Origin of the sequence: Chryseobacterium culicis (assembly GCF_002979755.1) — a bacterium.
Lineage (GTDB): Bacteria > Bacteroidota > Bacteroidia > Flavobacteriales > Weeksellaceae > Chryseobacterium > Chryseobacterium culicis_A.
The window spans coordinates 89,251-109,372 of the sequence record NZ_PCPP01000001.1 but is presented as its reverse complement, the minus strand read 5'-3'; the positions used below and the strand labels follow the sequence as shown (position 1 = coordinate 109,372).

Below are 20,122 nucleotides of genomic sequence, written 5' to 3'. Positions count from 1 at the left end.
AAAAGGGAATAATATAAAAGAGTCACAGTGGCACACCATGACTCTTTCTACTTAATTGAAAATAAAATATGTTTATTGAAACTATGAAATTGTATAAGTTTTTTCCGTCGTCGTATTGTAAGTATCGGAGATCACATTATCTACAAATCTCCATTCTGCCACAGAACTGCCAGCAGTAAATTTCACATGCAGATATCCTCTTTTGTAGAGATTGGCATATTCCAGATCATCAATCAGCAATGAAAATGCCTGAGCCAGTTCTATTGCTTTTGTAGGATCTGAGCTGATTCCCAGATATCCTTCAAGACCAGGAGAAGAAACGGAACTGCAGGCTAATTCTGTTCCTATGAATTTACCCTGCGCATCAGTCAGTTTTCCTAACCATGCATTGTGAGTATCTCCAGCCAGTACCACTACATTTTTTCCGGCAAGAAGAGAATAAAGCTGTTCTCTTTCCATGAAATATCCGTCCCATGCATCTAAATTATAAGGCAGAGTTGTTGTAATTCTGGCAATTTCCTGGGGCGTTAATGTAGGATCCTGCTGTTTGTACCTTGTTTTAAGAATAATCAGTTGTGTGATGGTATTCTGAAGTGCCTGCATCGTAGCCGGCTGTGCACTTCCATGTTGTTTTATTTCTGCTAAAATCTGATTCAAAAGCATCAATAATTCAGCTGGAACCATCATTTTAGTCATTAAAATCTGCTGTCCAAGCACTTTCCACTTTGCCGTATCACCATTAATCTGCGAGCTCAGCCATGACATCTGCTCATTTCCGATCAGTTTTCTGCTTGTGCTTAAGAGATCGGTTTTAAACTGTAGCTGATTAAAATTTCCCGTGTTATCAAGATAATCTGAATATTCCATCTGTTTATCTCTTGCAATCACTCTCGTATCCATCATGTAAAGGGAAACGATATTTCCGAAGTTGAAACTTCTGTAAATTCTCATGTCCTTTCCTGTTTTAAGAGGAATATATTCACTGTATGCCTGAAAAGCAGCCATTTTTCTTGCCTGAAAATCCCCTTCATTAGGCTGATGGTTTTCTGCTCCGGATTTATAGGTATCATTGGCAAATTCATGGTCATCCCAAACACAGATGAATGGTTTTTTCTGGTGAAGAAGCTGAAGGTTTTTATCGCCTCTGTACTGTCTGTATCGTTCTCTGTAATCGCTGAGGTTAAGAATTTCTTTTGCTGGCTGATGGGCTCTTCCTAATGGGTTGGTGTAAGGATTCGTACCATATTGTCCCGGTGCATATTCATAGATATAATCCCCAAGATGTACGACAACATCAGCTTCCGATTTTGCAATCGCTCCATATACATTAAAAAGTCCTGCAGGAAAATTAGAACAAGACACTACCGCCATCTTCACTTCACTTACGGCATCTGATTTTGAAGGTAAAGTAAGAGTTTCCCCTGTTACACTCACTTCTTTGGTTTTGGTATTATAGAATCTGTAGTAATATTTTGTGTTGGAGGAGATATTCTGTACATCAACGGCTATTGTAAAATCATTCACTACAGTAGCATTGGTCTGCCCTCTTCTTACTACTTCTGAAAAGTTGCTGTTTTTACTTATTTCCCATGTAATCTCTGCATCAGTTCCTTTGGAATATCTGGTCCATATGATGATTCCTGTAGCGCTGGGATCAAAACTCGCTACACCGGATTCAAAACCTCCGTTTTTAAGATCATCGGGAGCATTCCCATTTTCGGTAAAATCATCGCTGCAGCTTTCAATTAAAGGAGCAATAAAAATTCCTCCGGCAGCCAATAATGAATTTTTAAGAAATCTTCTTCTGTTGAATTGGTTGTTGTTTTCCATCATTACTTTTTTTGCAAAGCAACGGTATCTCAGGAAGAAGGCTGTTAACTGAGTTTTAAATATCTTTTATGGTTTTTTAAACAAATGTTTAATGTTATACATAGGAAATTCAGCGGTATAAAATGTCTCTTTTAAAGAAAATAAGAATGGAAATTTGTGTAATTGATTTTCAATTGTTTTAACCCGAAATTGATTTTTCAATCTCTTTAATATAAATAGAAGGGGTAGTTCCCGTCCTTTTCTTAAATGCAATAGAAAATGCCTGTACATTATTATAGCCAATTTCTTCTGCAATAACAGGTAATTTATAAGAACGAAATTTTTTATCTTTTACAAGCTGATCTAAAACATAATCAATCCGTAAATCATTAAGGTAAGTTGTGAAATTTTTATCCTTGTGGGTATTAATAATTTCAGACAGATACGCAGTATTGGTTTTTATATTTTTTGCAAGACTTGTTAATGTAATACCATTTTTTAAAAAGTGGCGTTTGTTTTCGAAAGTGTCCAGATCCTTTAGGATAGATTGAGCCACATCTTCAGGAACAGTTTTAATGGTTTTACTTTCGCTTTCAGCTTTTACTGGCTCTTCAGCCTCTATCTGTTGATCATTTTTATTCTCAATGGTTTCAAGGTTTCTTTTTTCAATCAAATGAATGAGATCCTGAGCAATTTTTCGATGTCTTTTCTCAGCTTTCTTCGTTTTGAAATAAAAATATATAAACATCAATAGTATTAATATTAAAATACTAACAGAAGCATATAAAAATGTCTTCTTATTTTTTAATTCATTTATTATATCTTCTTTTTCTTGTAGAAGATTGGGGGTATCATACTTTTTGTGTAGTTCTGTTGATAAGTACCGAAACTGATCATCAAGCTTTTTGTCAACTTTTAGAAAACGGTCAATATAATAGAGCTGTTTTTCTTTATCTCCACTTTCCCTATAATAATCTATTAGAACAGTATATACGTCTCCTAATTCTGGAAAAGTAACCTCTGTTTCTTTTACGTGAGCATCTATTTGGGTAAAATATTTTATCGTCTCTTGTTTATTATGTAATTCTTCATAACATTTTCCCAGGCTATATAAGACAAAGTTTTGATTGTTATCATTAATGCTTGAAAAATAATTATATGCCTTGGTGAGCTCAGCAATAGCGGTTTGATAATTCTTGGTTTTAAGATTCAGTTGACCCGATAAATATAAATATTGATTCATATTATATTTATTCTTTTTTACGAAAGGAGAATTTAATCCTTCCTGAATGAAAAATCTGGCAGAATCAATTTTATTTATTTTAATATAGCAGTAAGCAAGACTTACCCGCATTTGATCATGCTGATATTCATCTGTTATATTTTGGGAGTTTAATAAATAATACCGAAATGTTTTTGCCGCTTCTTTATTGTTTCCCATATAACTATTTAAATAGGCAATATTCATATTGGCATAAGCGATCTGCTTTACGTTTTTTTGCCTTTTAGAATATTCTAAACCTAAAATATAATTATCAAGGGCCGCTTTTAAGTTGTCATATTTATAGTATAAATTTCCTTTTATGATAAATGTTCTGGCCGGATATATATCTCCTTTCACATTTTTTGTAATCATGGCCATACTATCAACATACTTTAAAGCCAATGGGAAATCTTCAGTTAAATGTATAAGGTTATAGCCTTCTGCAGTTTCAAGGATATTTTTTTCTTTTTTTGCTTTTGATAAATAATATTGAGAAATAGCTTTTGCTTCTAACTTTTTATTGGATTCATCATAAACATTAAACTTATTTTTTAGCTCCTCATAATTCAATAATCTTAAACTATCAATTTTGCTTTGAGTAAAAAAGAGACTACAAAAGAAGGTAAATAAAAGTAGGAATATCTGTTTCATTAATTTTTCTATACTGTACAAAAATATTCTTTTTTTCAAGAAAATACATTATCTGCATTTTGATTTTAACTGATTGACCATTATTATTTTATTAACATTTTATAAACGTGTATTTATAAATCTATAAATGTTTTATTGGTTAGGTCAAAGAAATATTACTTTCTTTGTGAACTAATAATTTTTAACAAGAACAATCATGAAAAAAGAAAACAAAGGGCAAAAGAAATTGTCTTTAAAAAAAGTACAGATTATGAGGATTAATGATTTAAGAACAATTAAGGGAGGTCTTGGTTATCAACTGGGTCTTGATGACAATGGTGATGTTGATCCAAATACTCCCATTAGACAGACAATCAAGCCTTAAATAAATATGAAAAAATTAATATTTGTCATTATTGCAATCTTATTTGTACTTCCTTTATATGCTCAAAAAAACAATGTAGCACCTTCAAAACCTATTACAGAAAATTATTTTGGAACTAAAATAATAGATGAATATAGAAATCTAGAGGATCTTCAAAACTCCTCGACTACAAATTGGATGCAATCCCAAACAAATTATACAAATTCTATATTAAATCAAATTCCCAAAAAAAACTATTATCTGGAAAAAAGGCTGGAATTTGACAGAAGGCAGGGCTATTCTATATCGGATTTGAAAATTACCAATAATGACAAATATTTTTATTTAAAGAAAAATGGCGATGAAAAAATCGCTAAACTATACTATCGGGAGGGGTTTTTAGGTAAAGAAATATTACTATATGATCCTGCCATATATAAAGAGAAAGAAGGAAATCATTCTTTTGTTATCAATTACATCAGTCCAAGTTGGGACGCTAGTAAAATAGCAGTTTCAATGTCTGAAAAGGGAAAAGAAGTATCAGAAGTAATCATTATGGATGTAAAAACCCAATACGTTCATCCTGAAATCATTACCAACTCCGCACCTGCCACTTTCGATGGAATAAAATGGACAGATGATAATACCGGATTTATCTATGTGGAATTTTCTACAACCGACCCAACATCTCAGAATTTTTATAAAAATACGAAAACGGTCTTCTATAAAATCGGAACTGATCCCAATACATCAATAGACGTTTTTTCAGCTAAGAATAATCCAGATTTACATATTACCGAAGATCAGTTTCCCATAATTTTAGACTATAACATCGAGGATCAATATTATATCGGGATGTTAGTTGATTTCCAATCTTACAGAAAAACATTTATCATCAGTAAACAGGATCTGTTATCAGGTAAAAAAAATTGGAAATTATTTTCCAGTCCGGACGATAAAGTAAAGAGTTTAGATTTTCAAAAAGATAAAATATTTTTTATATCAGGTTATAATACATCTCTTAATAAGTTATGTAAAACCAGTATTATCAATCCAGACTTTAAGAATGGTGAAGTTTTGATTCCTGAAAAAAAGGATGAAATTATTAAAAGTTACAGAATTACAAAAGATGGCATTTACTATACCACTACAAAAAACGGAGTGGAAGCTAAGCTATATTTATATAAAAACGGGCAAAATCATGCTATTGAGATTCCCTATCCTTCCGGAGACATTAATTTAAGATCTAAAAGTGAAAGTTATTCTGATATTTGGATCACTTGCTCTGGTTGGGCAAATGAGGAACAAACATTTAGATATGATCTAAAAACCAATACTTTTACACCAGAAAATCTTGCACCCGTTGCCAATTATCCTGAGTTCAAGGATATTGTTGTGAGTGAAATTGTTGTAAAATCAAGAGATGGGAAAGAAATCCCTGTATCCTTACTCTATAATAAAAATATAAAAAAAGATAGTAAGAATATGACCCTCATTGATAGTTACGGTTCTTATGGAATTTCTAACAATCCTTATTTTTCAAAGACTTATTTATTATGGGTTCTTCAGGGTGGAATGGTTGCCATAGCTCACGTCAGAGGCGGAGGAGAAAAAGGAGAAGAGTGGCGTTTAGGAGGATATAAAGAGACCAAACCTAATACATGGAGGGATTTGATAGACTGTACAGAATATCTGATAAAAGAAAAATACACTTCAAAGGAAAAAGTAGCGATTTGGGGTGCCAGTGCAGGAGGAATTACTGTAGGAAGAGCCATGACAGAGAGACCAGACCTTTTTAAAGTAGTTATTGCTGAAGTAGGAGTAATGAATCCGCTAAGAGATGAAATAACTCCTAATGGCCAGCCTAAAGAATTTGGAACGGTTAAGGATCCAAAAGAGTTTAAAAATTTACTGGAAATGGATGCTTATCATCATATTAAAAAAGGAGAAAAATATCCTGCTACCTTTATAACCGGAGGAATAAACGATCAACGAGTTATTGTCTGGGAGCCCGTAAAATATGCTGCTAAATTAATGTTTAATAATATTTCTTCAAATCCTCAATTATTAAAAATAGATTTTGAAGGAGGTCATGGAAATAATGTTGCAGTGGATCAACGATATACCAATATTGATGATATATTCACTTTTGCATTCTGGCAATTAGGACATCCTGACTACCAACCCAAAGAACATACAAGAAAATAAATGTCACGTTTCCCTTATGATTTTTTTAATGAGTATGTAGTACGTACCCCTTTATTCTCACGAAAGAGCTTTCAGGAACAGCTCAATCAAGATGAAATTTCAGATGCGAAATTAAAAGAGATTGTTAATAATCCTGTTTTTAAGGAGTCTATTTATCTTGCTTCCTCCAATTTATATGAGGAGTTTGATAAATGGCTGAACTCAGAAAAACAATTTTCACCTAAAGAACATCACAAGCTAAAAAATACCCTACTAAAATATTATAGCCGAATGAGTACACGTTGTACCCCATTCGGCTTATTTTCTGGAATAGGGTTAGGTAAATTTTCGGTAGAAACACCCCTCTTTTCCAACCACAAAACAGGATGTCAGCTACCAGCAGACCAATTATTACGGGATACCAAATTGGATATGCATTTACTTGTTTCTCTGGCACAATATTTTACACAGCTACCAATTGTAAAAAACAAGCTTTTATTTTCGCCTAATAACACGATCTATACAATAGGCCACAAAATCCGTTATATAGAATATCAGTATACAGGAGGAAAAAGAGAATACATTATTTCCTCTGCCCCAATATCCGCAGAATTACAGCAAATAATAAATTTTTCAAAACAAGGGAAAACCATAAGCGAGATTTCGCATATCCTTATTAATGAAGAGATAACAGAAAATGATGCAAGAGAATTTGTAGAAGAATTAATTGAAAATCAGGTTCTTGTAAGTGAACTGGAACCCAATGTATCAGGAACCGATTTTTTAAACGCTATCATTACTGTTCTCAACAGATTAGGAATAAAAAACGAAACTGAAATGTTGGTTTCCTTAAAAAATAAGCTGGAGAAACTGGATTTAAATATTGGGAATCCAACTCGATTATATGATGAAATCAGAGAGATAGTACAATCCCTTACAATGGATTATGAACAAAAATATCTCTTTCAAACGGATCTCTATAATAAATCTTGTTTTTACTTATCAACAAGTTGGAAAAAGGAAATAAAAAAAGGAATAAGTTTTCTGAATAAGATTACTTTAGCACAAAAAGAAAATCAATTTTCAAAATTTAAAAAAGCTTTTACCGAAAAGTTTGATACTCAGGAAATGCCCCTACTCTATGTCTTAGATACTGAAATAGGTATTGGATATAAGCAAAATGTATCTTCAAAGGGTATCCATCCTTATATAGAAGATTTGGCACTTCCTACCCTGCAGGAAAAACAAAACAAAAAAATTGAGTTTACTCCGGTTCAGATCATACTTAATAAGAAATTACAGGAAGCTTTATTAGACGGTCAATACAGTATCAAACTAACAGATGCGGATTTTGAAGGTTTTGAAGAAAACTGGGATAATATGCCTGATACAACATCTATCATGGCTGAAATCATTTCTGAAAATCATCAGGAAAAAATATTTTTAAATGCAAGTACAGGAAGTAGTGCAGGTACGCTGTTAGGACGATTTTGTTCCGAAAAATCGGAAGTACAGAATCTTCTCAAAAATATTGCTAAAAAAGAAGAAGAGCTCAGACCTGATGAAATCTTAGCCGAAATCATCCATTTACCAGAAGCAAGAATAGGAAATATAATACGGAGACCTACTTTGAGAGCGTATGAGATTCCTTATTTAGCTCAATCTCTATTGCCTGCAGAAAATCAGATTTCAACAGAAGATCTTTATATTTCTTTAAAGAATGATGAGATTATTTTACGTTCAAAAAAACTAAACAAGAGGGTTATCCCTTATCTGACAAACGCTCATAATTATTATACAAATACATTACCTGTTTATCATTTCCTATCCGACTTGCATGCACAGCATATCAGACCTGGGCTTTATTTTAACTGGGGTGATTTAGAATATATTTATACATTTTTGCCAAGGATAGAATACCATAATATCATTCTTTCAAAAGCACGATGGAAGATTACAGAAAAAGATATTTTTTTGTTAGATCAGGTAAAGGATAACAAAAAAGATTTTTTAGAAGAACTAAAAAGCTGGAGAAATAAAAGAAAAATTCCAAACTGGATTCAGTGGTCTAAATTCGATAATACTTTAACCATGACTCTCGAAAATTATGACATGGCAAAGCTTTTTATTCAAACCGTTAAAAGTGAAAAATCAATCATTATAGAAGAATTTTTATACGATGAAAATGATCATTTCAGACGAGAGTTTATTTTTCCAATGTATAAAGCGATTAAAGATAAAAATAAGTAAGATTTAACAATGCAACGAACTTTTATCCCTGGAAGCGATTGGTTATACCTGAAAATATACACAGGTATAAAAACTTCTGATAGTATCCTTGAAGAAGTGATACAGCCTTTAATAGAATTTTTTCAGACGAACGGCTATATCTCCGGGTGGTTTTTCATACGGTATTATGATCCCAGATCCCATTTGAGGATAAGATTAAAATTAAATGATCCCCAATATTACAATGAAATTCTTACTGCAGCCCACAGACTTTTTCAGCCTTATATAGACAGTGGAGAGATCTTTACCATTATGACCGATACCTATAACCGGGAAATGGAAAGGTACGGAAAAAATACAATGGAAGAAGTGGAAACACTCTTTCACAAAAACAGTGAGTTTACGCTGAAATGTCTGCATTACAGTGATGAAGAAAAGATCATGGTGAGCTTGTTTTACATTGATGAGATGTTGAATAAACTGAATCTTTCCATTCAAAAAAAACTGGAATGGATCAAACATTATAATACTACTTTTAAACAAGAATTTAATGCAGATAAAAGACTCAATAGCCAGCTAGACAAAAAATACCGAGAGTTCAAACCTACATTTGTAGACTTCATTAATTCCAAAGAGTTTTTGGAAGAAAGAAATGCTATTATTTATAATATTGAAGAAAAACATTCAGCGCTGCAGAGTATTCTTCATAAACAGAACAACCACTCTTTAGAAATACCTCTGCAAATTTTATTTCAGAGCATTTTTCATATGAATATCAATAGATTATTTGTTTCTCAACAGAGATTATTTGAAATGGTGATTTACGATTACCTATTGAGATATTATAAAACGATGGCCTATCAATCATTTTTATAAAAAATTTCTCAAAATCACCGCTTCCACTTCTGTTTTCTGATATTATTTCCCTTCCCCAAAGAAACTTTACATTAGTTTCTCATAAGTTTTTATACAGGATATTTTATTCAATATAAAAAACTAATAAACAACTACTTAAATTTTAAAAATTCCTTATCTAAATTTATAAATTCATAAGGATATTCACCCAAAATTTATAAATCCCGCTATCCTTTTCTTGTGTCCCCAAAAAAACACACGCATCTTTGCCTTGGTTAGAACAACAAATAATCTTAACCTTTTTATTTTAATATCTGCGCAATATAAAAATGAAATAATGCTGATCAGCAAAACACCCATGCCAGGGATTATATGGCAAAATTAATTATCAAAAAAAAACAAAATTTATCATGAACAAAAAAATCAGAAACTCAGTTTTCGCAGGTGGAATGGCATTCGTATTTGCATTAAATTTCTTAGTGCCTAATGTAGTTAAAGCACAAGGTATCGCTTATGGTGACCAAGTACAGTCTTCTAACACATCACGCCAGGCACTTCCTCCAGGTTCAAGTGTATCTGCTGTTGCCGGTACCGTTCTTCTTGCAGTAATGGTTGTTTCAGCTATAGTAGATGGTCTACATGCAACAGATGAGGTTTCAGCAAGCACTCAGAACTTAGACTAATAATGATTTAATGGCTCATTAGTATAATGGGCCATTTTTTTCCCAATAATTATGAAAAAAGCAATTAAAATACTTATAGTCACTTGTGTATCAATTTATTGGCTTTTTACATTTTTATATAATTCACCCAATAATTTTATAAAAATTGAGTATCAAAAAGAGATGAAAATATTTTCTACCTTTTTTGCTCAAAAGTGGAGTTTTTTTGCTCCTCCACCGCAATTTAACTACAAGCTTTATTTTACTTATCTGGATGAAAATAAAAATGCAATCGCCGCTTTCGAAGTTTATTCTTCAATTATAGAATCAAAACGAAATACAAGACCATTTAATGGTAGAGCCGAAATGGTAGATTATACAATTTATGGATCTATTGAAGGTATTGTGAATACAATCGTGAAAGAAAGAACTGAAATAAACACCGAACAGCCCGGATTAGATCTTCACAATGCAAATCTTCTTGCAGTAGAAAGACTCAACAAAGTCCCTGAACAGGTTCAAGGTTTTCTTTTATTGAAAGACTATGCAAAGATTGTTGGAAAAGATAAAATGTCCGTAGAGAAATTAAAGTCAGTAAAATATGTAACTATAAACATAAATTCTGAAGAAATTAAAAAGTTTGCCAATAGAGAAAGTAAAAAGCCCAATGTAGAATCTAAAGTAATTGCATTCAATCCATATCCTTTTTAAAATGAAAAAACTATTCCATTCAAATCACTATATATACCTTTCTGTTTTCAGGATATTGATATCAATACATGTGTTTAAAAAATACTTACAACTATTTTTTAATAAGGATTTAATCACTGATGCTACATTTTTGAAAGCAGCTCCGGTGAATCAGATATTTCAGCTATTTGGTATTCATCAGTCTACTATTTTTCAAAACATTAATATCATTCTTAGTGTCATATTGTTGCTAAGTATTTTATTTGCCTTTGGAATTTTCAGGTATATCACTCCATTATTGTTATATATCTCTGTGGAAATCGTTCAAAGAGCCTATCCTTTTATATTAAATGGTGGTGATAACTTGCTGAAGTTTCTTTTACTATACATGATTTTTACAGATTGTTACCGATATTTTACCTTGAATAACAGTACCGAGCAAAAAAAAGACAGTATCAGCTATTTTGTCAATCAAATATCAGTTTTATCTATAAAAATTCATTTATCTTTGATTTATTTCGTTTCTGCCATATTCAAATTCAATGCTAAAGTGTGGTTCAGTGGTGTGGCCACTTATTATACTTTGCAATTAGAAAGATTTAAAGGAACAGAAATGAATAATATCTTAGCAAAAAATGGAATTTTTGTAACGCTTTCCACCTATATTACTTTAATTTGGGAGTTAGCATTTCCTTTTCTTGCCTGGCATAAAACCGGGAAATACGTTGTATTCGCACTTGGAATACTGATCCATCTGGGAATTTATATTTTTATGATGATTCATGATTTTGAGATTCTATTTATGATGTGTTACGGTTTTTTCATAAGTGATGAGGAATGGAAAAAAGCGGGAGTCTATTTTCAAAAAATTGCATTGCTGTTCAAAAGAAAAATATTTAGTAAAGAATATGCTTAAAAGATATCTGAAACTGAGATTAAAATTATTACTTAAAGCTTCAAACCAAAGTATGGATATTGGTCTTTTAGTAAGTATAATACTTTTGTTTCTGGTCTTTTTTAAAACACATAACAATAGCTATTATGCATTAATTTCATCCACTGTTTTATTTATCATTCATTTTACGCGAAAGGATATTAATTTTTTAAAGAATATTTTAGGAAAGCAATTCTATATAAGCCTTGCATTAGAATATTGCATAATTTGGACATTCATAAATTTATTTTTCATTTTTAAAGAAAACAACTTTGTCTTTTTAGGAAATGTTTTTTTATGCTTCATTTTACCCTTATTAAAGTTTAAAAAATATGTTGCAAATCCAAAATTTATCAATAAAATCCCTAATGCCTTATTAGAATGGAAAGCTTACATCCGAAAGAATATTGTAATTTTCTTTTCTTTTGGATTATTATCTGCTTTCTTAGGATATCATCCGGCAACTTTAATAATATTAGGATTGTGTTGGCTACACATTCTCCTGCATGTATATTCATTTCAGGAAAATAAAGAAATTCTCATTCTGCAGTTTTCAAAATTGAGATTAGAAAAAAAAATCATGTCTTCTTTTTTGATTTGCTGGATGATTTCAATTCCGGCACTCATCACCTTTGCATTTTTAAATCCTTTACAAAGAGAATATATAATTTATTTCAGCCTCTATCTTTTACTTTCAAATTATATCATTGTTATTCATAAGTATATAAATTATAATGAAAAAATAAAGACGACCCATGTCAATGATGCAGACTTTTTCAAATTTGCCCTTATTATTGGGTTGATAATTCCAGCAATAATTTATATAATAAATAATAGAAAATCAGCCTTAAAGAAAATTGCTCAATATGTTTAGGATACAAAATATTACAGTGAAGTATAACGCCAAAGAAGTTATAGATAACCTTAATTTAGAAATAAATGAGGGGCGCATATTTGGTGTTCTGGGAAGCAATGGTGCAGGAAAAACAACTTTATTTGAATCTATTTTTCAAAATACAAAATACAATGGGCAGATATTACTACAAAATCAACCTATAAGTAAAAGAGATATTTCTTATCTGGAATCTGAAAATTATTTTTACCCTTACCTATCAGTTAGTGATATTTTAAGTCTGTTTATCAATGAAAACGAGGATGAAAAGATGAAGAAACTGACAAATTTCTTTAATATTCCAACAGATGCTATTGTTGAAAAGCTTTCATTAGGAACAAAAAAGAAACTTGCAATCCTTTGTAATATTTTAATTGACAGACCTGTATATTTATTTGACGAACCATTTAACGGCCTTGATTTTGACAGTGTCGAAAAATTCTATTTTATTATTGATGAATTAAAAAAAAGGAATAAAATCGTTTTAATAAGTTCTCACATCATGGAAACTCTTACCCATTGCTGTGATTATATCGGTCATTTACAAAATGGAAAATTCATTAAAATTTATCTTTCAGAAGAATACCATTTAATAAGGACGCATCTTACAGAAGATATTCAGAAAGATTGGGTCTCTTACACAAACATTTAGCATTTAAAACTAATTTCTATGGACAATAATCTTATTTCATTGGAGTATATTTTTATTACTTCAATAGTGATCGCTTTATCCTTTACAGGATGCATTTATGGCCTTGCATACGCTCTTTCTTATGATAATTTCAGTATGACGGCAGTTGCCTTTTTCCCTGTTTTTTCATTGCTTATTGCTTTTATAATAGCCGCCATTATTTTGTTTCTATCCTTAAAGAAATATAAGAGTGTAGAAGAAATAAATCATATCGCAAATTTTTATTATATCATTTGTACGTTTATCCTAAGCAGCATTATGATTTTTTTAATTGATGTTTTTGTCTATGCTTTGGTTGATAAAACGCTGTCTTTAAAATATGCGGAAACATTGCAGATTATATCCAGACAATATGCGGTAACCTCAAAAAATATTGATTACATGAAAAGAATTCCATTTATTCTCCAAAGTGGCGTGATGATATTTACAGGTCTGTTAGCAGGATCATTCTCTTCGTTATTCATTTTATCACAATATAAAAAGATAAAAAATCATTCGGACTTACAAACGACTTAAAATTTCACAAAATGAAAGTTATTATTTATGATTCTGAATGTAAGTTTTGCACCCGGTTTTCAAAATGGAGCCAATCAAACATTGAAACACTGGAAATCATATCCGTAAGAAGCAAAGAGGCCAGAAAAATTCTTCGTGATAAAGGAATAAAATTTATAGATCTTCAAACCATATATTATGTCAATAACAATGAAGTTTGGGTAAGATCAAAGGCTATATTTGAAATATTGGCCAACTTTACTTCTCCCTGGAGGTTTATTTCTTTTTTCTCTTTTTTGCCTACTTTTTTTACAGATTTTTGCTATAAAATTTTTGCAAAATACAGATACTATTTTTAAAAATTACCCTATGAAATACTTATTAATAATACCATTACTTTTCTTAATAACGATCAAAACCAAAGCCCAGGAAATAAATCGCTTTTTTTATGAAGTACAATATAAACCTAAAAAAGATTCTTTAAGAAATGAAACAGCAATGATGGTTTTGGATATTAAAAAAGATCAATCAATCTTTAAAGATTATCAGTTAATCGTTTCAGATTCGATCTCCAACGAAGTATTTAAAAAAATGCAAAAAACAGGTATCTATGAAAATCAAACAGCTCTTCCCAATGTTAGGTTTACCTATTCTGTAACCAAAAAACAGCCTGATATGGAAGTTCAATATACTGAAGATATTATGAACGGATTGACTCCTATTACATTTGGCTATCAGGAAAAATTAAATTTTGATTGGAAAATTCAGAAAGAAACACAAAAAATCGGCGAATATAATGCTCAAAAAGCAACATTAAATTTTGGCGGAAGAAAATGGATTGCCTGGTTTTGTCAGGATCTTCCCTTTAATGACGGCCCCTATAAATTTAATGGTTTACCCGGATTAATTGTAAAAATAGAAGACGATCAACAACATTATTCATTTACCTTAAAAGGAAATAGAAAAGCTAAGGATAACAGTGAAGATTCACTGGTTAAAAAATTTACCAGTGGTAATGTGAAGATCGTAGAAAAAGGAAGATTCACAAAAACATTCGAAAATTACAAACAAGACCCTTTAGCTGCCATGAGAAATGAGCTAACCCCTCAATTATTAGGTATGACAATGCCTGGAACAGACATGAAGGTAAAAGACTTTATTGAGAAACAAGGAAAAGAAATAAAAGAATCTTATAAGCTTAACAATAATCCTATTGAAAGAGAATAAAGTATTTAATTAAAAGTATAGGCAGGGCAGTATTGTCCTGTTTTTTTGTCTTATTATGTCGGAAACTATAAATTCAGAAAACACAATTACCATCTGTTTATCAGAAAGTTACAATCACACACACTATCAATGATTTACTTCTCTTTTCCAATAAGATTTTACCTTAATTAATCATTAAAGATTGCCCTGTTTACCCCAATTGTTCTACAAATTTCAAACTTGGAAAATAAAAAAAGCACTCACATTTCTGTAAGTGCTTGATTTTATTGTGGTCCCACCTGGGCTCGAACCAGGGACCACCTGATTATGAGTCAGGTGCTCTAACCAACTGAGCTATAGGACCTCAAAATTTGGTTAAATTTTGTGTTTGCAAAAATAGTAAAATTTCTTTCACTACAAAATTTTTTATTGCTTTTCTTGGCAAAGTTCTACCAGTACTCCGTTGGTAGACTTTGGATGAAGGAATACAACTAATTTGTTATCAGCACCTTCTTTCGGTTCTTCGGAGATAAACTGAAACCCTTCTTTTTTCAATCTTTTTACTTCTTCCAGTATATTTTCAACCCCAAATGCCAGATGATGGATGCCTTCCCCCTTTTTATCGATGAATTTTGAGATCGGACTTTCAGGATTGCTGGCTTCCAGCAATTCGATTTTGCTCTCCCCGGTTTCATAAAAAGAAGTCACCACACCTTCTCTCTCTACAGTTTCTTTTTTGTAGGATTCTTTTCCTAAGAGTTTCGTAAAAAGTTCATCAGAAATGCCTAAAGACTTTACAGCAATACCAATATGTTCTAGCTTCATAACTATTAATAAATATAATTAAATCGTAAATTTGATACTGCAGTTGAATTTCAAAGTATCAATTCAAACAAAAGTACTAAATTTGCAGAAATTATGGAAAGTAACAGACAAAGAAAAGTAGCACAGATCATTCAGGAAGACTTCGCAGAGCTTTTCCGCAAACAGGCTTCAGAAAGCAAACAGAGCATATTGGTATCTGTTTCAGATGTAAAAGTAACTGCCGACTTAGGAATTGCTAAGATTTATTTAAGCATTTTCCCGCAGGAATTCCGTACCGCTGTCATGAAGGAGATTGAAGAAAACAAACCTCAATACAGAAATTTCATTGGCCAAAAGATGGCAAAACAGGTACGTATCATTCCACAACTGAACTTTTACCTGGATACCGCTCTTGATGATGTTGAAAAACTGGAAAGAGAATTAAGAGGCGAAGGCGACAATCCTGTTTTATAGATCTTGAAGAATATTGCATTTTACATAGCATCCAGATACCTTTTAGCTAAAAAAGGAAGTACTGCCGTTACGTTCATTACGTGGCTGGCTGTAGGTGCCATGACGGTTGCTGTGACTGCAATGTTCGTCATCATTTCTGTTTTTTCAGGCCTCGAAGACCTGAACAAAGACCTTATTTCCAATCTTCATGCTGATCTTACTTTAAAAAGTACTTCCGGAAAAACCATCAAAAATCTGGATAACGTCAGTAAAGTTTTGGGTAACAATAAAGAAATCAAAAGCTTCTCCCGTGTTATTGAAGAGAAAGTGTACATCAGTTTCAATGGCAAGGGTGACATTGCTTATTTAAGAGGTGTTGATTCTGCTTATATCAAAGTAAACCCTATTAATAAAGAGGTGTTCTATGGAACTTACCCAAGTTTCAGATATTCGAATGAAGTATTGATGGAAAACAGTCTGGATAACAGACTTTCAATCCCTGTGGATTCTTCCAATCATTATGCGACCATCTTTATGCCCAAACCGGGAACAGGGATTATCAGTAAGGAAGAAGATATCTACAACAAAAGAGATATTTTGGTAACAGGCGTTTTCCCTGGAAAAGATCAACTGGATAACTATATCATCTCTCCTATTGAGCTTACAGAGGAATTACTTAGTCTTCCAAAAAAATCGGCTTACCAGATTGTTATTAAACTGAAAAATCCGGAAAATGCAGATGCAGTAAAACAAAGCCTGCTTTCTTCGCTTGGGAAAAATATTGAGATTAAAACCAAGGAAGAAGAAAATGCTGCTTTCTGGAAAATGATCAACACGGAAAAACTTTTTATTTACCTGATTTTTGCCCTTGTCATTTTTATTACCACTTTTAATCTTGCCGGAGCTATTATCATCCTTCAGCTTGATAAAAAAGAGCAGGCAAAATCATTGATATCACTTGGATTCCCTTTAAGCCATTTAAGAATGACTTATTTCTACACCGGAATCCTGATTGTTATTTCCGGAGTGATTACCGGCTTGATTCTTGGAACAGCACTTTGCTACTTCCAGCTCTACACAGAGTTTTTCAGAGCTAATGAAGTTCTTCCATTCCCTGTGAAAATTGTGGGCAAAAATTACCTTATCGTAGCACTTACAGCATCCTTATTTGGAATCACAATTTCATGGTTCTTTTCAAAAATCAGTAAAGAATATATTACTAAAAACTAATATTCTAAGTTTATATATTACATTAAGTTAATATACTTCGGTTTCATTTTTTCGTACCTTTACGCCCCAATTTTAAAGAAATGAAACGAATTTTATCTTTTTTTCTATTAAGTCTGACATTTATCAGCGCTTTAGCACAGGCTCCGGCTGGATATTACAATCAACCGGCTGGATTAACAGGTGCAGCTCTTAAAACAGCTCTTAAGAACATTATCACCAATGGACATATAGATAATGGCTATGGTGGCTTATGGACAGGTTATGCGACCACTGACCGCGACTATTTTTATGAGAATGACGGAACTATTCTGGATATTTATTCTGAAAATCCAAATGGACCGGACCAATATAATTTCACCCTGGGAACCAACCAATGTGGATCTAATGGCTACTCTAATGAAGGTGACTGCTACAACAGAGAACACGTTATTCCTCAGAGTTTATTCAACAGCGCTTCTCCCATGGTAGCTGATATTCATTTTATCCGTGCTACAGATGGAAAAGTAAACGGAATGAGATCCAACTACCCTTTCGGAATCGTTGGTAACACTTCTTTTACTTCGAAAAACGGATCAAAATTAGGCACCTCCGTATCAGCAGGATACTCTGGTACTGTATTTGAACCCATTGATGCTTTTAAAGGAGATATTGCCAGGATGTTCCTTTATTTTGTAACAAGATACGAAGACAAACTTTCCAATTTCACTTCCGGTGATATGCTTGGCAATACACCATTCCCGGGACTACAGCCTTGGGCACTCAATCAGTATTTAATATGGAATGCAATGGATCCTGTATCTGCGGAAGAGATTGCAAGAAACAATGCTTCTTATACTTATCAGGGAAACAGAAACCCTTTCATTGATCACCCTGAATATGTTTCCCAAATCTGGGGATCTCCGGTAATTGACAACCAGGCTCCTACAGCAGCAACCAACCTTGTAGCCAACAACCCTACTTCAAACTCTATCGCTGTAAGCTGGACAGCTGCTACGGATAATGTGGGAGTAACTACTTACCAGGTTTATGCAAACGGTACATTAAAAGCTACGGTTTCCGGTACAACAACATCTACGATTGTATCAGGATTAGCTCCACTTACTCAATATACGTTCTATGTAATTGCTAAAGATGCTTTCGGAAACTCTTCTCCACAAAGTACAACTGCTACAGCAACGACTCTTGACGTTCCTGCCGGAGGCGGAAGCTGTGGAACGGAGGATTTTGAAATGATCACCGGAGCAGCAAACACTTACATGACAGCAACCTGGACGAACAACGGAATTTCTTGGACCGCAACTGATGCAAGAGTTGACCAGACCATCAACAACAAAGCCATTACCATCAGAAATGGTAACTTAACAAGCTCAACCCTTTCAAGCGGAATTCAGAGTTTAACTTTAACCACACAGTTGAAATTCTCCGGAAGCGCTGGTAATATCAATGTTTTTGTAAACGATGTTAATGTAGGAACTATTCCTTACAGTAATGTGGCAACAACAACTACCCTTAACAATATAAACGTAAGTGGAAACGTTGTCATTAAGCTGACAAACTCTTCTACGACCAACAGAGTTGCTTTGGATGACCTTATCTGGACATGTTTCGGTACGTTAGCTACTGTTGAAAACCAAAAAGCTCAATCAGCATTTACTATCTACCCTAACCCGGTAAGAAATAATGAATTATTTGTAAAAGGTGACAACCTTGACAAAATTTCAAAAGCTGGTATCTATGATCTTTCAGGAAAATTAATTGAAACAATTGTTAATCCTTTCAGACATTCAAACAAAATCAGTCTTAAAGGCTTGGTAAAAGGAACTTACATTCTGAAAGCAGACCAATTCTCTACTAAATTTATCGTAGATTAATTATTAAAAAATATTTCAAATCAAAGGCCGGATTTATCCGGTCTTTTTTTTTATTTTTGATGTATGGATTCCAATAAAAAATTAGGATTGATAGGAAGAAATATTTCCTATTCTTTTTCTAAAAAATTCTTCGAAAACAAGTTCCAAAAGCTCATGCTGCAGAATTTCTCCTACGATATTTTTGATCTGAATGAAATCAATGAAGTGGAAAATCTTTTTGCGTCTCCGGAGCTGTTAGGATTTAATGTTACCATTCCTTACAAAGAAAAAATAATCGATTATCTTGATGAATTAAGTGATGAAGCTGAGAAAATAGGCGCTGTCAACTGTGTTCTTATTCAGGATGGTAAAAAGACAGGCTATAATACAGATGCTTTTGGGTTTGAAAAGACTCTTCTTTTACACAGAAAACCTTCCCAGGACAAAGCTTTGATCTTAGGCAACGGAGGTGCTGCAAAGGCTGTCAAATATGCATTAGACAAACATAATATTCCTTCTGTGACCATTTCCAGAAGTACGGAAATCAATTTTGAAAATCTTGATCAGGAAACTGTTGCAGAGCATAAAATTATCATTCAGTGTACACCGGTAGGTACTTTCCCGAATGTTAAAGACTGTCTGAACTTTCCTTTTGACGGGCTTTCTTCAGACCACCTGGTTATTGATCTGATTTACAACCCCAACTACACTCAATTCATCATCAATGCCTCTGAAAAAGGAGCAAAGACCGTGAATGGATATTATATGCTTGAACAGCAAGCAGAAAAAGCTTGGGAAATTTGGAATTTTCAAAAAAAATAACATAAATTAGTGCTTTAATTGGCCTTTCAGCTATATTTAAAGGATATTAACGCCA

The 20,122-nt window shown here is 32.6% G+C and carries 19 protein-coding genes and 1 tRNA gene; 16 read left to right on the top strand and 4 right to left on the bottom strand.

Annotation, left to right across the window (positions count from 1 at the left end; translation table 11 throughout):
* Positions 1–81: 81 nt before the first annotated feature.
* Positions 82–1,833, bottom strand: a complete 1,752-nt coding sequence (locus tag CQ022_RS00530; protein WP_105684320.1) for an alkaline phosphatase D family protein — start codon at positions 1,831–1,833, stop codon at positions 82–84.
* A gap of 175 nt (positions 1,834–2,008) precedes the next feature.
* A complete protein-coding gene (locus CQ022_RS00525) occupies positions 2,009–3,724 on the bottom strand; it encodes a helix-turn-helix domain-containing protein (RefSeq protein WP_105684321.1) in 1,716 nt (571 codons plus the stop codon).
* A 196-nt stretch (positions 3,725–3,920) separates the two neighbouring features.
* On the opposite strand from CQ022_RS00525, the gene CQ022_RS22800 reads away from it, so the two are divergent.
* The 12 genes from CQ022_RS22800 (at position 3,921) to CQ022_RS00470 (ending at position 14,929) form a co-directional block, all read left to right on the top strand.
* The gene (locus tag CQ022_RS22800) at positions 3,921–4,088 is read left to right on the top strand and encodes a hypothetical protein (protein ID WP_165791711.1); all 168 of its coding nucleotides are present in this window, start codon (positions 3,921–3,923) and stop codon (positions 4,086–4,088) included.
* 6 nt (positions 4,089–4,094) lie between these two features.
* Entirely contained in the window at positions 4,095–6,275 is a 2,181-nt protein-coding gene (locus CQ022_RS00520; protein ID WP_105684322.1) for a prolyl oligopeptidase family serine peptidase, read from the top strand.
* Positions 6,276–8,504 carry a lantibiotic dehydratase family protein gene (locus CQ022_RS00515; RefSeq protein WP_105684323.1) on the top strand — a complete coding sequence of 743 codons (2,229 nt, stop codon included), beginning with the start codon at positions 6,276–6,278 and terminating at the stop codon, positions 8,502–8,504.
* A 9-nt stretch (positions 8,505–8,513) separates the two neighbouring features.
* Complete coding sequence (locus tag CQ022_RS00510; RefSeq protein ID WP_105684324.1) at positions 8,514–9,359, top strand: thiopeptide-type bacteriocin biosynthesis protein; 846 nt, start codon at positions 8,514–8,516, stop codon at positions 9,357–9,359.
* A 458-nt stretch (positions 9,360–9,817) separates the two neighbouring features.
* Entirely contained in the window at positions 9,818–10,021 is a 204-nt protein-coding gene (locus tag CQ022_RS00505; protein ID WP_123864365.1) for a hypothetical protein, read from the top strand.
* Positions 10,022–10,072: 51 nt separating this feature from the next.
* Positions 10,073–10,711 (top strand): hypothetical protein, encoded by a 639-nt coding sequence (locus tag CQ022_RS00500; protein WP_123864364.1) that lies wholly within the window; start codon positions 10,073–10,075, stop codon positions 10,709–10,711.
* A 145-nt stretch (positions 10,712–10,856) separates the two neighbouring features.
* The gene (locus CQ022_RS00495) at positions 10,857–11,606 is read left to right on the top strand and encodes a hypothetical protein (protein ID WP_123864363.1); all 750 of its coding nucleotides are present in this window, start codon (positions 10,857–10,859) and stop codon (positions 11,604–11,606) included.
* Positions 11,599–12,498 (top strand): hypothetical protein, encoded by a 900-nt coding sequence (locus CQ022_RS00490; RefSeq protein WP_105684328.1) that lies wholly within the window; start codon positions 11,599–11,601, stop codon positions 12,496–12,498. The genes CQ022_RS00495 and CQ022_RS00490 overlap by 8 nt, the downstream gene beginning before the upstream one ends.
* A complete protein-coding gene (locus CQ022_RS00485; RefSeq protein WP_105684329.1) occupies positions 12,491–13,168 on the top strand; it encodes an ATP-binding cassette domain-containing protein in 678 nt (225 codons plus the stop codon). Before CQ022_RS00490 ends, CQ022_RS00485 begins: the two co-directional genes overlap by 8 nt.
* Before the next feature lie 18 nt (positions 13,169–13,186).
* The gene (locus tag CQ022_RS00480; RefSeq protein WP_105684330.1) at positions 13,187–13,723 is read left to right on the top strand and encodes a hypothetical protein; all 537 of its coding nucleotides are present in this window, start codon (positions 13,187–13,189) and stop codon (positions 13,721–13,723) included.
* An 11-nt stretch (positions 13,724–13,734) separates the two neighbouring features.
* Positions 13,735–14,061 carry a thiol-disulfide oxidoreductase DCC family protein gene (locus tag CQ022_RS00475; RefSeq protein WP_105684331.1) on the top strand — a complete coding sequence of 109 codons (327 nt, stop codon included), beginning with the start codon at positions 13,735–13,737 and terminating at the stop codon, positions 14,059–14,061.
* A 10-nt stretch (positions 14,062–14,071) separates the two neighbouring features.
* Positions 14,072–14,929 carry a GLPGLI family protein gene (locus tag CQ022_RS00470; protein ID WP_123864362.1) on the top strand — a complete coding sequence of 286 codons (858 nt, stop codon included), beginning with the start codon at positions 14,072–14,074 and terminating at the stop codon, positions 14,927–14,929.
* 269 nt (positions 14,930–15,198) lie between these two features.
* On the opposite strand, the gene CQ022_RS00465 is transcribed toward CQ022_RS00470, so the two are convergent.
* A tRNA-Ile gene (locus CQ022_RS00465) sits at positions 15,199–15,272 on the bottom strand.
* A 62-nt stretch (positions 15,273–15,334) separates the two neighbouring features.
* Positions 15,335–15,733 (bottom strand): methylmalonyl-CoA epimerase, encoded by a 399-nt coding sequence (gene mce, locus CQ022_RS00460; RefSeq protein ID WP_105684333.1) that lies wholly within the window; start codon positions 15,731–15,733, stop codon positions 15,335–15,337.
* Between the two features lie 93 nt (positions 15,734–15,826).
* Between mce and rbfA the strand changes: the two genes are divergently transcribed.
* The 4 genes from rbfA to CQ022_RS00440 all read left to right on the top strand — a co-directional run bounded on the left by rbfA (position 15,827) and on the right by CQ022_RS00440 (position 20,067).
* On the top strand, positions 15,827–16,186 hold the full coding sequence (gene rbfA, locus CQ022_RS00455) for a 30S ribosome-binding factor RbfA (protein ID WP_027373534.1): 360 nt from the start codon (positions 15,827–15,829) through the stop codon (positions 16,184–16,186).
* Positions 16,187–16,189: 3 nt separating this feature from the next.
* Positions 16,190–17,395, top strand: coding sequence for an ABC transporter permease (locus CQ022_RS00450; protein WP_105684334.1), 1,206 nt, complete (start codon positions 16,190–16,192; stop codon positions 17,393–17,395).
* A gap of 80 nt (positions 17,396–17,475) precedes the next feature.
* Complete coding sequence (locus CQ022_RS00445; RefSeq protein WP_105684335.1) at positions 17,476–19,266, top strand: endonuclease; 1,791 nt, start codon at positions 17,476–17,478, stop codon at positions 19,264–19,266.
* 63 nt (positions 19,267–19,329) lie between these two features.
* Positions 19,330–20,067, top strand: coding sequence for a shikimate dehydrogenase family protein (locus tag CQ022_RS00440; protein ID WP_105684336.1), 738 nt, complete (start codon positions 19,330–19,332; stop codon positions 20,065–20,067).
* Positions 20,068–20,122: the final 55 nt, after the last annotated feature.

What these genes read in the sequence shown, in the direction of transcription:
- CQ022_RS00530 (WP_105684320.1), bottom strand. Translation starts at nt 1,833, where the DNA reads ATGATGGAAAACAACAACCAATTCAACAGAAGAAGATTTCTTAAAAAT.
- CQ022_RS00475 (WP_105684331.1), top strand. Translation starts at nt 13,735, where the DNA reads ATGAAAGTTATTATTTATGATTCTGAATGTAAGTTTTGCACCCGGTTT.
- CQ022_RS00510 (WP_105684324.1), top strand. Translation starts at nt 8,514, where the DNA reads ATGCAACGAACTTTTATCCCTGGAAGCGATTGGTTATACCTGAAAATA.
- CQ022_RS00500 (WP_123864364.1), top strand. Translation starts at nt 10,073, where the DNA reads ATGAAAAAAGCAATTAAAATACTTATAGTCACTTGTGTATCAATTTAT.
- CQ022_RS00485 (WP_105684329.1), top strand. Translation starts at nt 12,491, where the DNA reads ATGTTTAGGATACAAAATATTACAGTGAAGTATAACGCCAAAGAAGTT.
- CQ022_RS00525 (WP_105684321.1), bottom strand. Translation starts at nt 3,724, where the DNA reads ATGAAACAGATATTCCTACTTTTATTTACCTTCTTTTGTAGTCTCTTT.
- CQ022_RS00470 (WP_123864362.1), top strand. Translation starts at nt 14,072, where the DNA reads ATGAAATACTTATTAATAATACCATTACTTTTCTTAATAACGATCAAA.
- CQ022_RS00440 (WP_105684336.1), top strand. Translation starts at nt 19,330, where the DNA reads ATGGATTCCAATAAAAAATTAGGATTGATAGGAAGAAATATTTCCTAT.
- CQ022_RS22800 (WP_165791711.1), top strand. Translation starts at nt 3,921, where the DNA reads ATGAAAAAAGAAAACAAAGGGCAAAAGAAATTGTCTTTAAAAAAAGTA.
- CQ022_RS00515 (WP_105684323.1), top strand. Translation starts at nt 6,276, where the DNA reads ATGTCACGTTTCCCTTATGATTTTTTTAATGAGTATGTAGTACGTACC.
- CQ022_RS00520 (WP_105684322.1), top strand. Translation starts at nt 4,095, where the DNA reads ATGAAAAAATTAATATTTGTCATTATTGCAATCTTATTTGTACTTCCT.
- CQ022_RS00445 (WP_105684335.1), top strand. Translation starts at nt 17,476, where the DNA reads ATGAAACGAATTTTATCTTTTTTTCTATTAAGTCTGACATTTATCAGC.
- mce (WP_105684333.1), bottom strand. Translation starts at nt 15,733, where the DNA reads ATGAAGCTAGAACATATTGGTATTGCTGTAAAGTCTTTAGGCATTTCT.
- CQ022_RS00490 (WP_105684328.1), top strand. Translation starts at nt 11,599, where the DNA reads ATGCTTAAAAGATATCTGAAACTGAGATTAAAATTATTACTTAAAGCT.
- rbfA (WP_027373534.1), top strand. Translation starts at nt 15,827, where the DNA reads ATGGAAAGTAACAGACAAAGAAAAGTAGCACAGATCATTCAGGAAGAC.
- CQ022_RS00480 (WP_105684330.1), top strand. Translation starts at nt 13,187, where the DNA reads ATGGACAATAATCTTATTTCATTGGAGTATATTTTTATTACTTCAATA.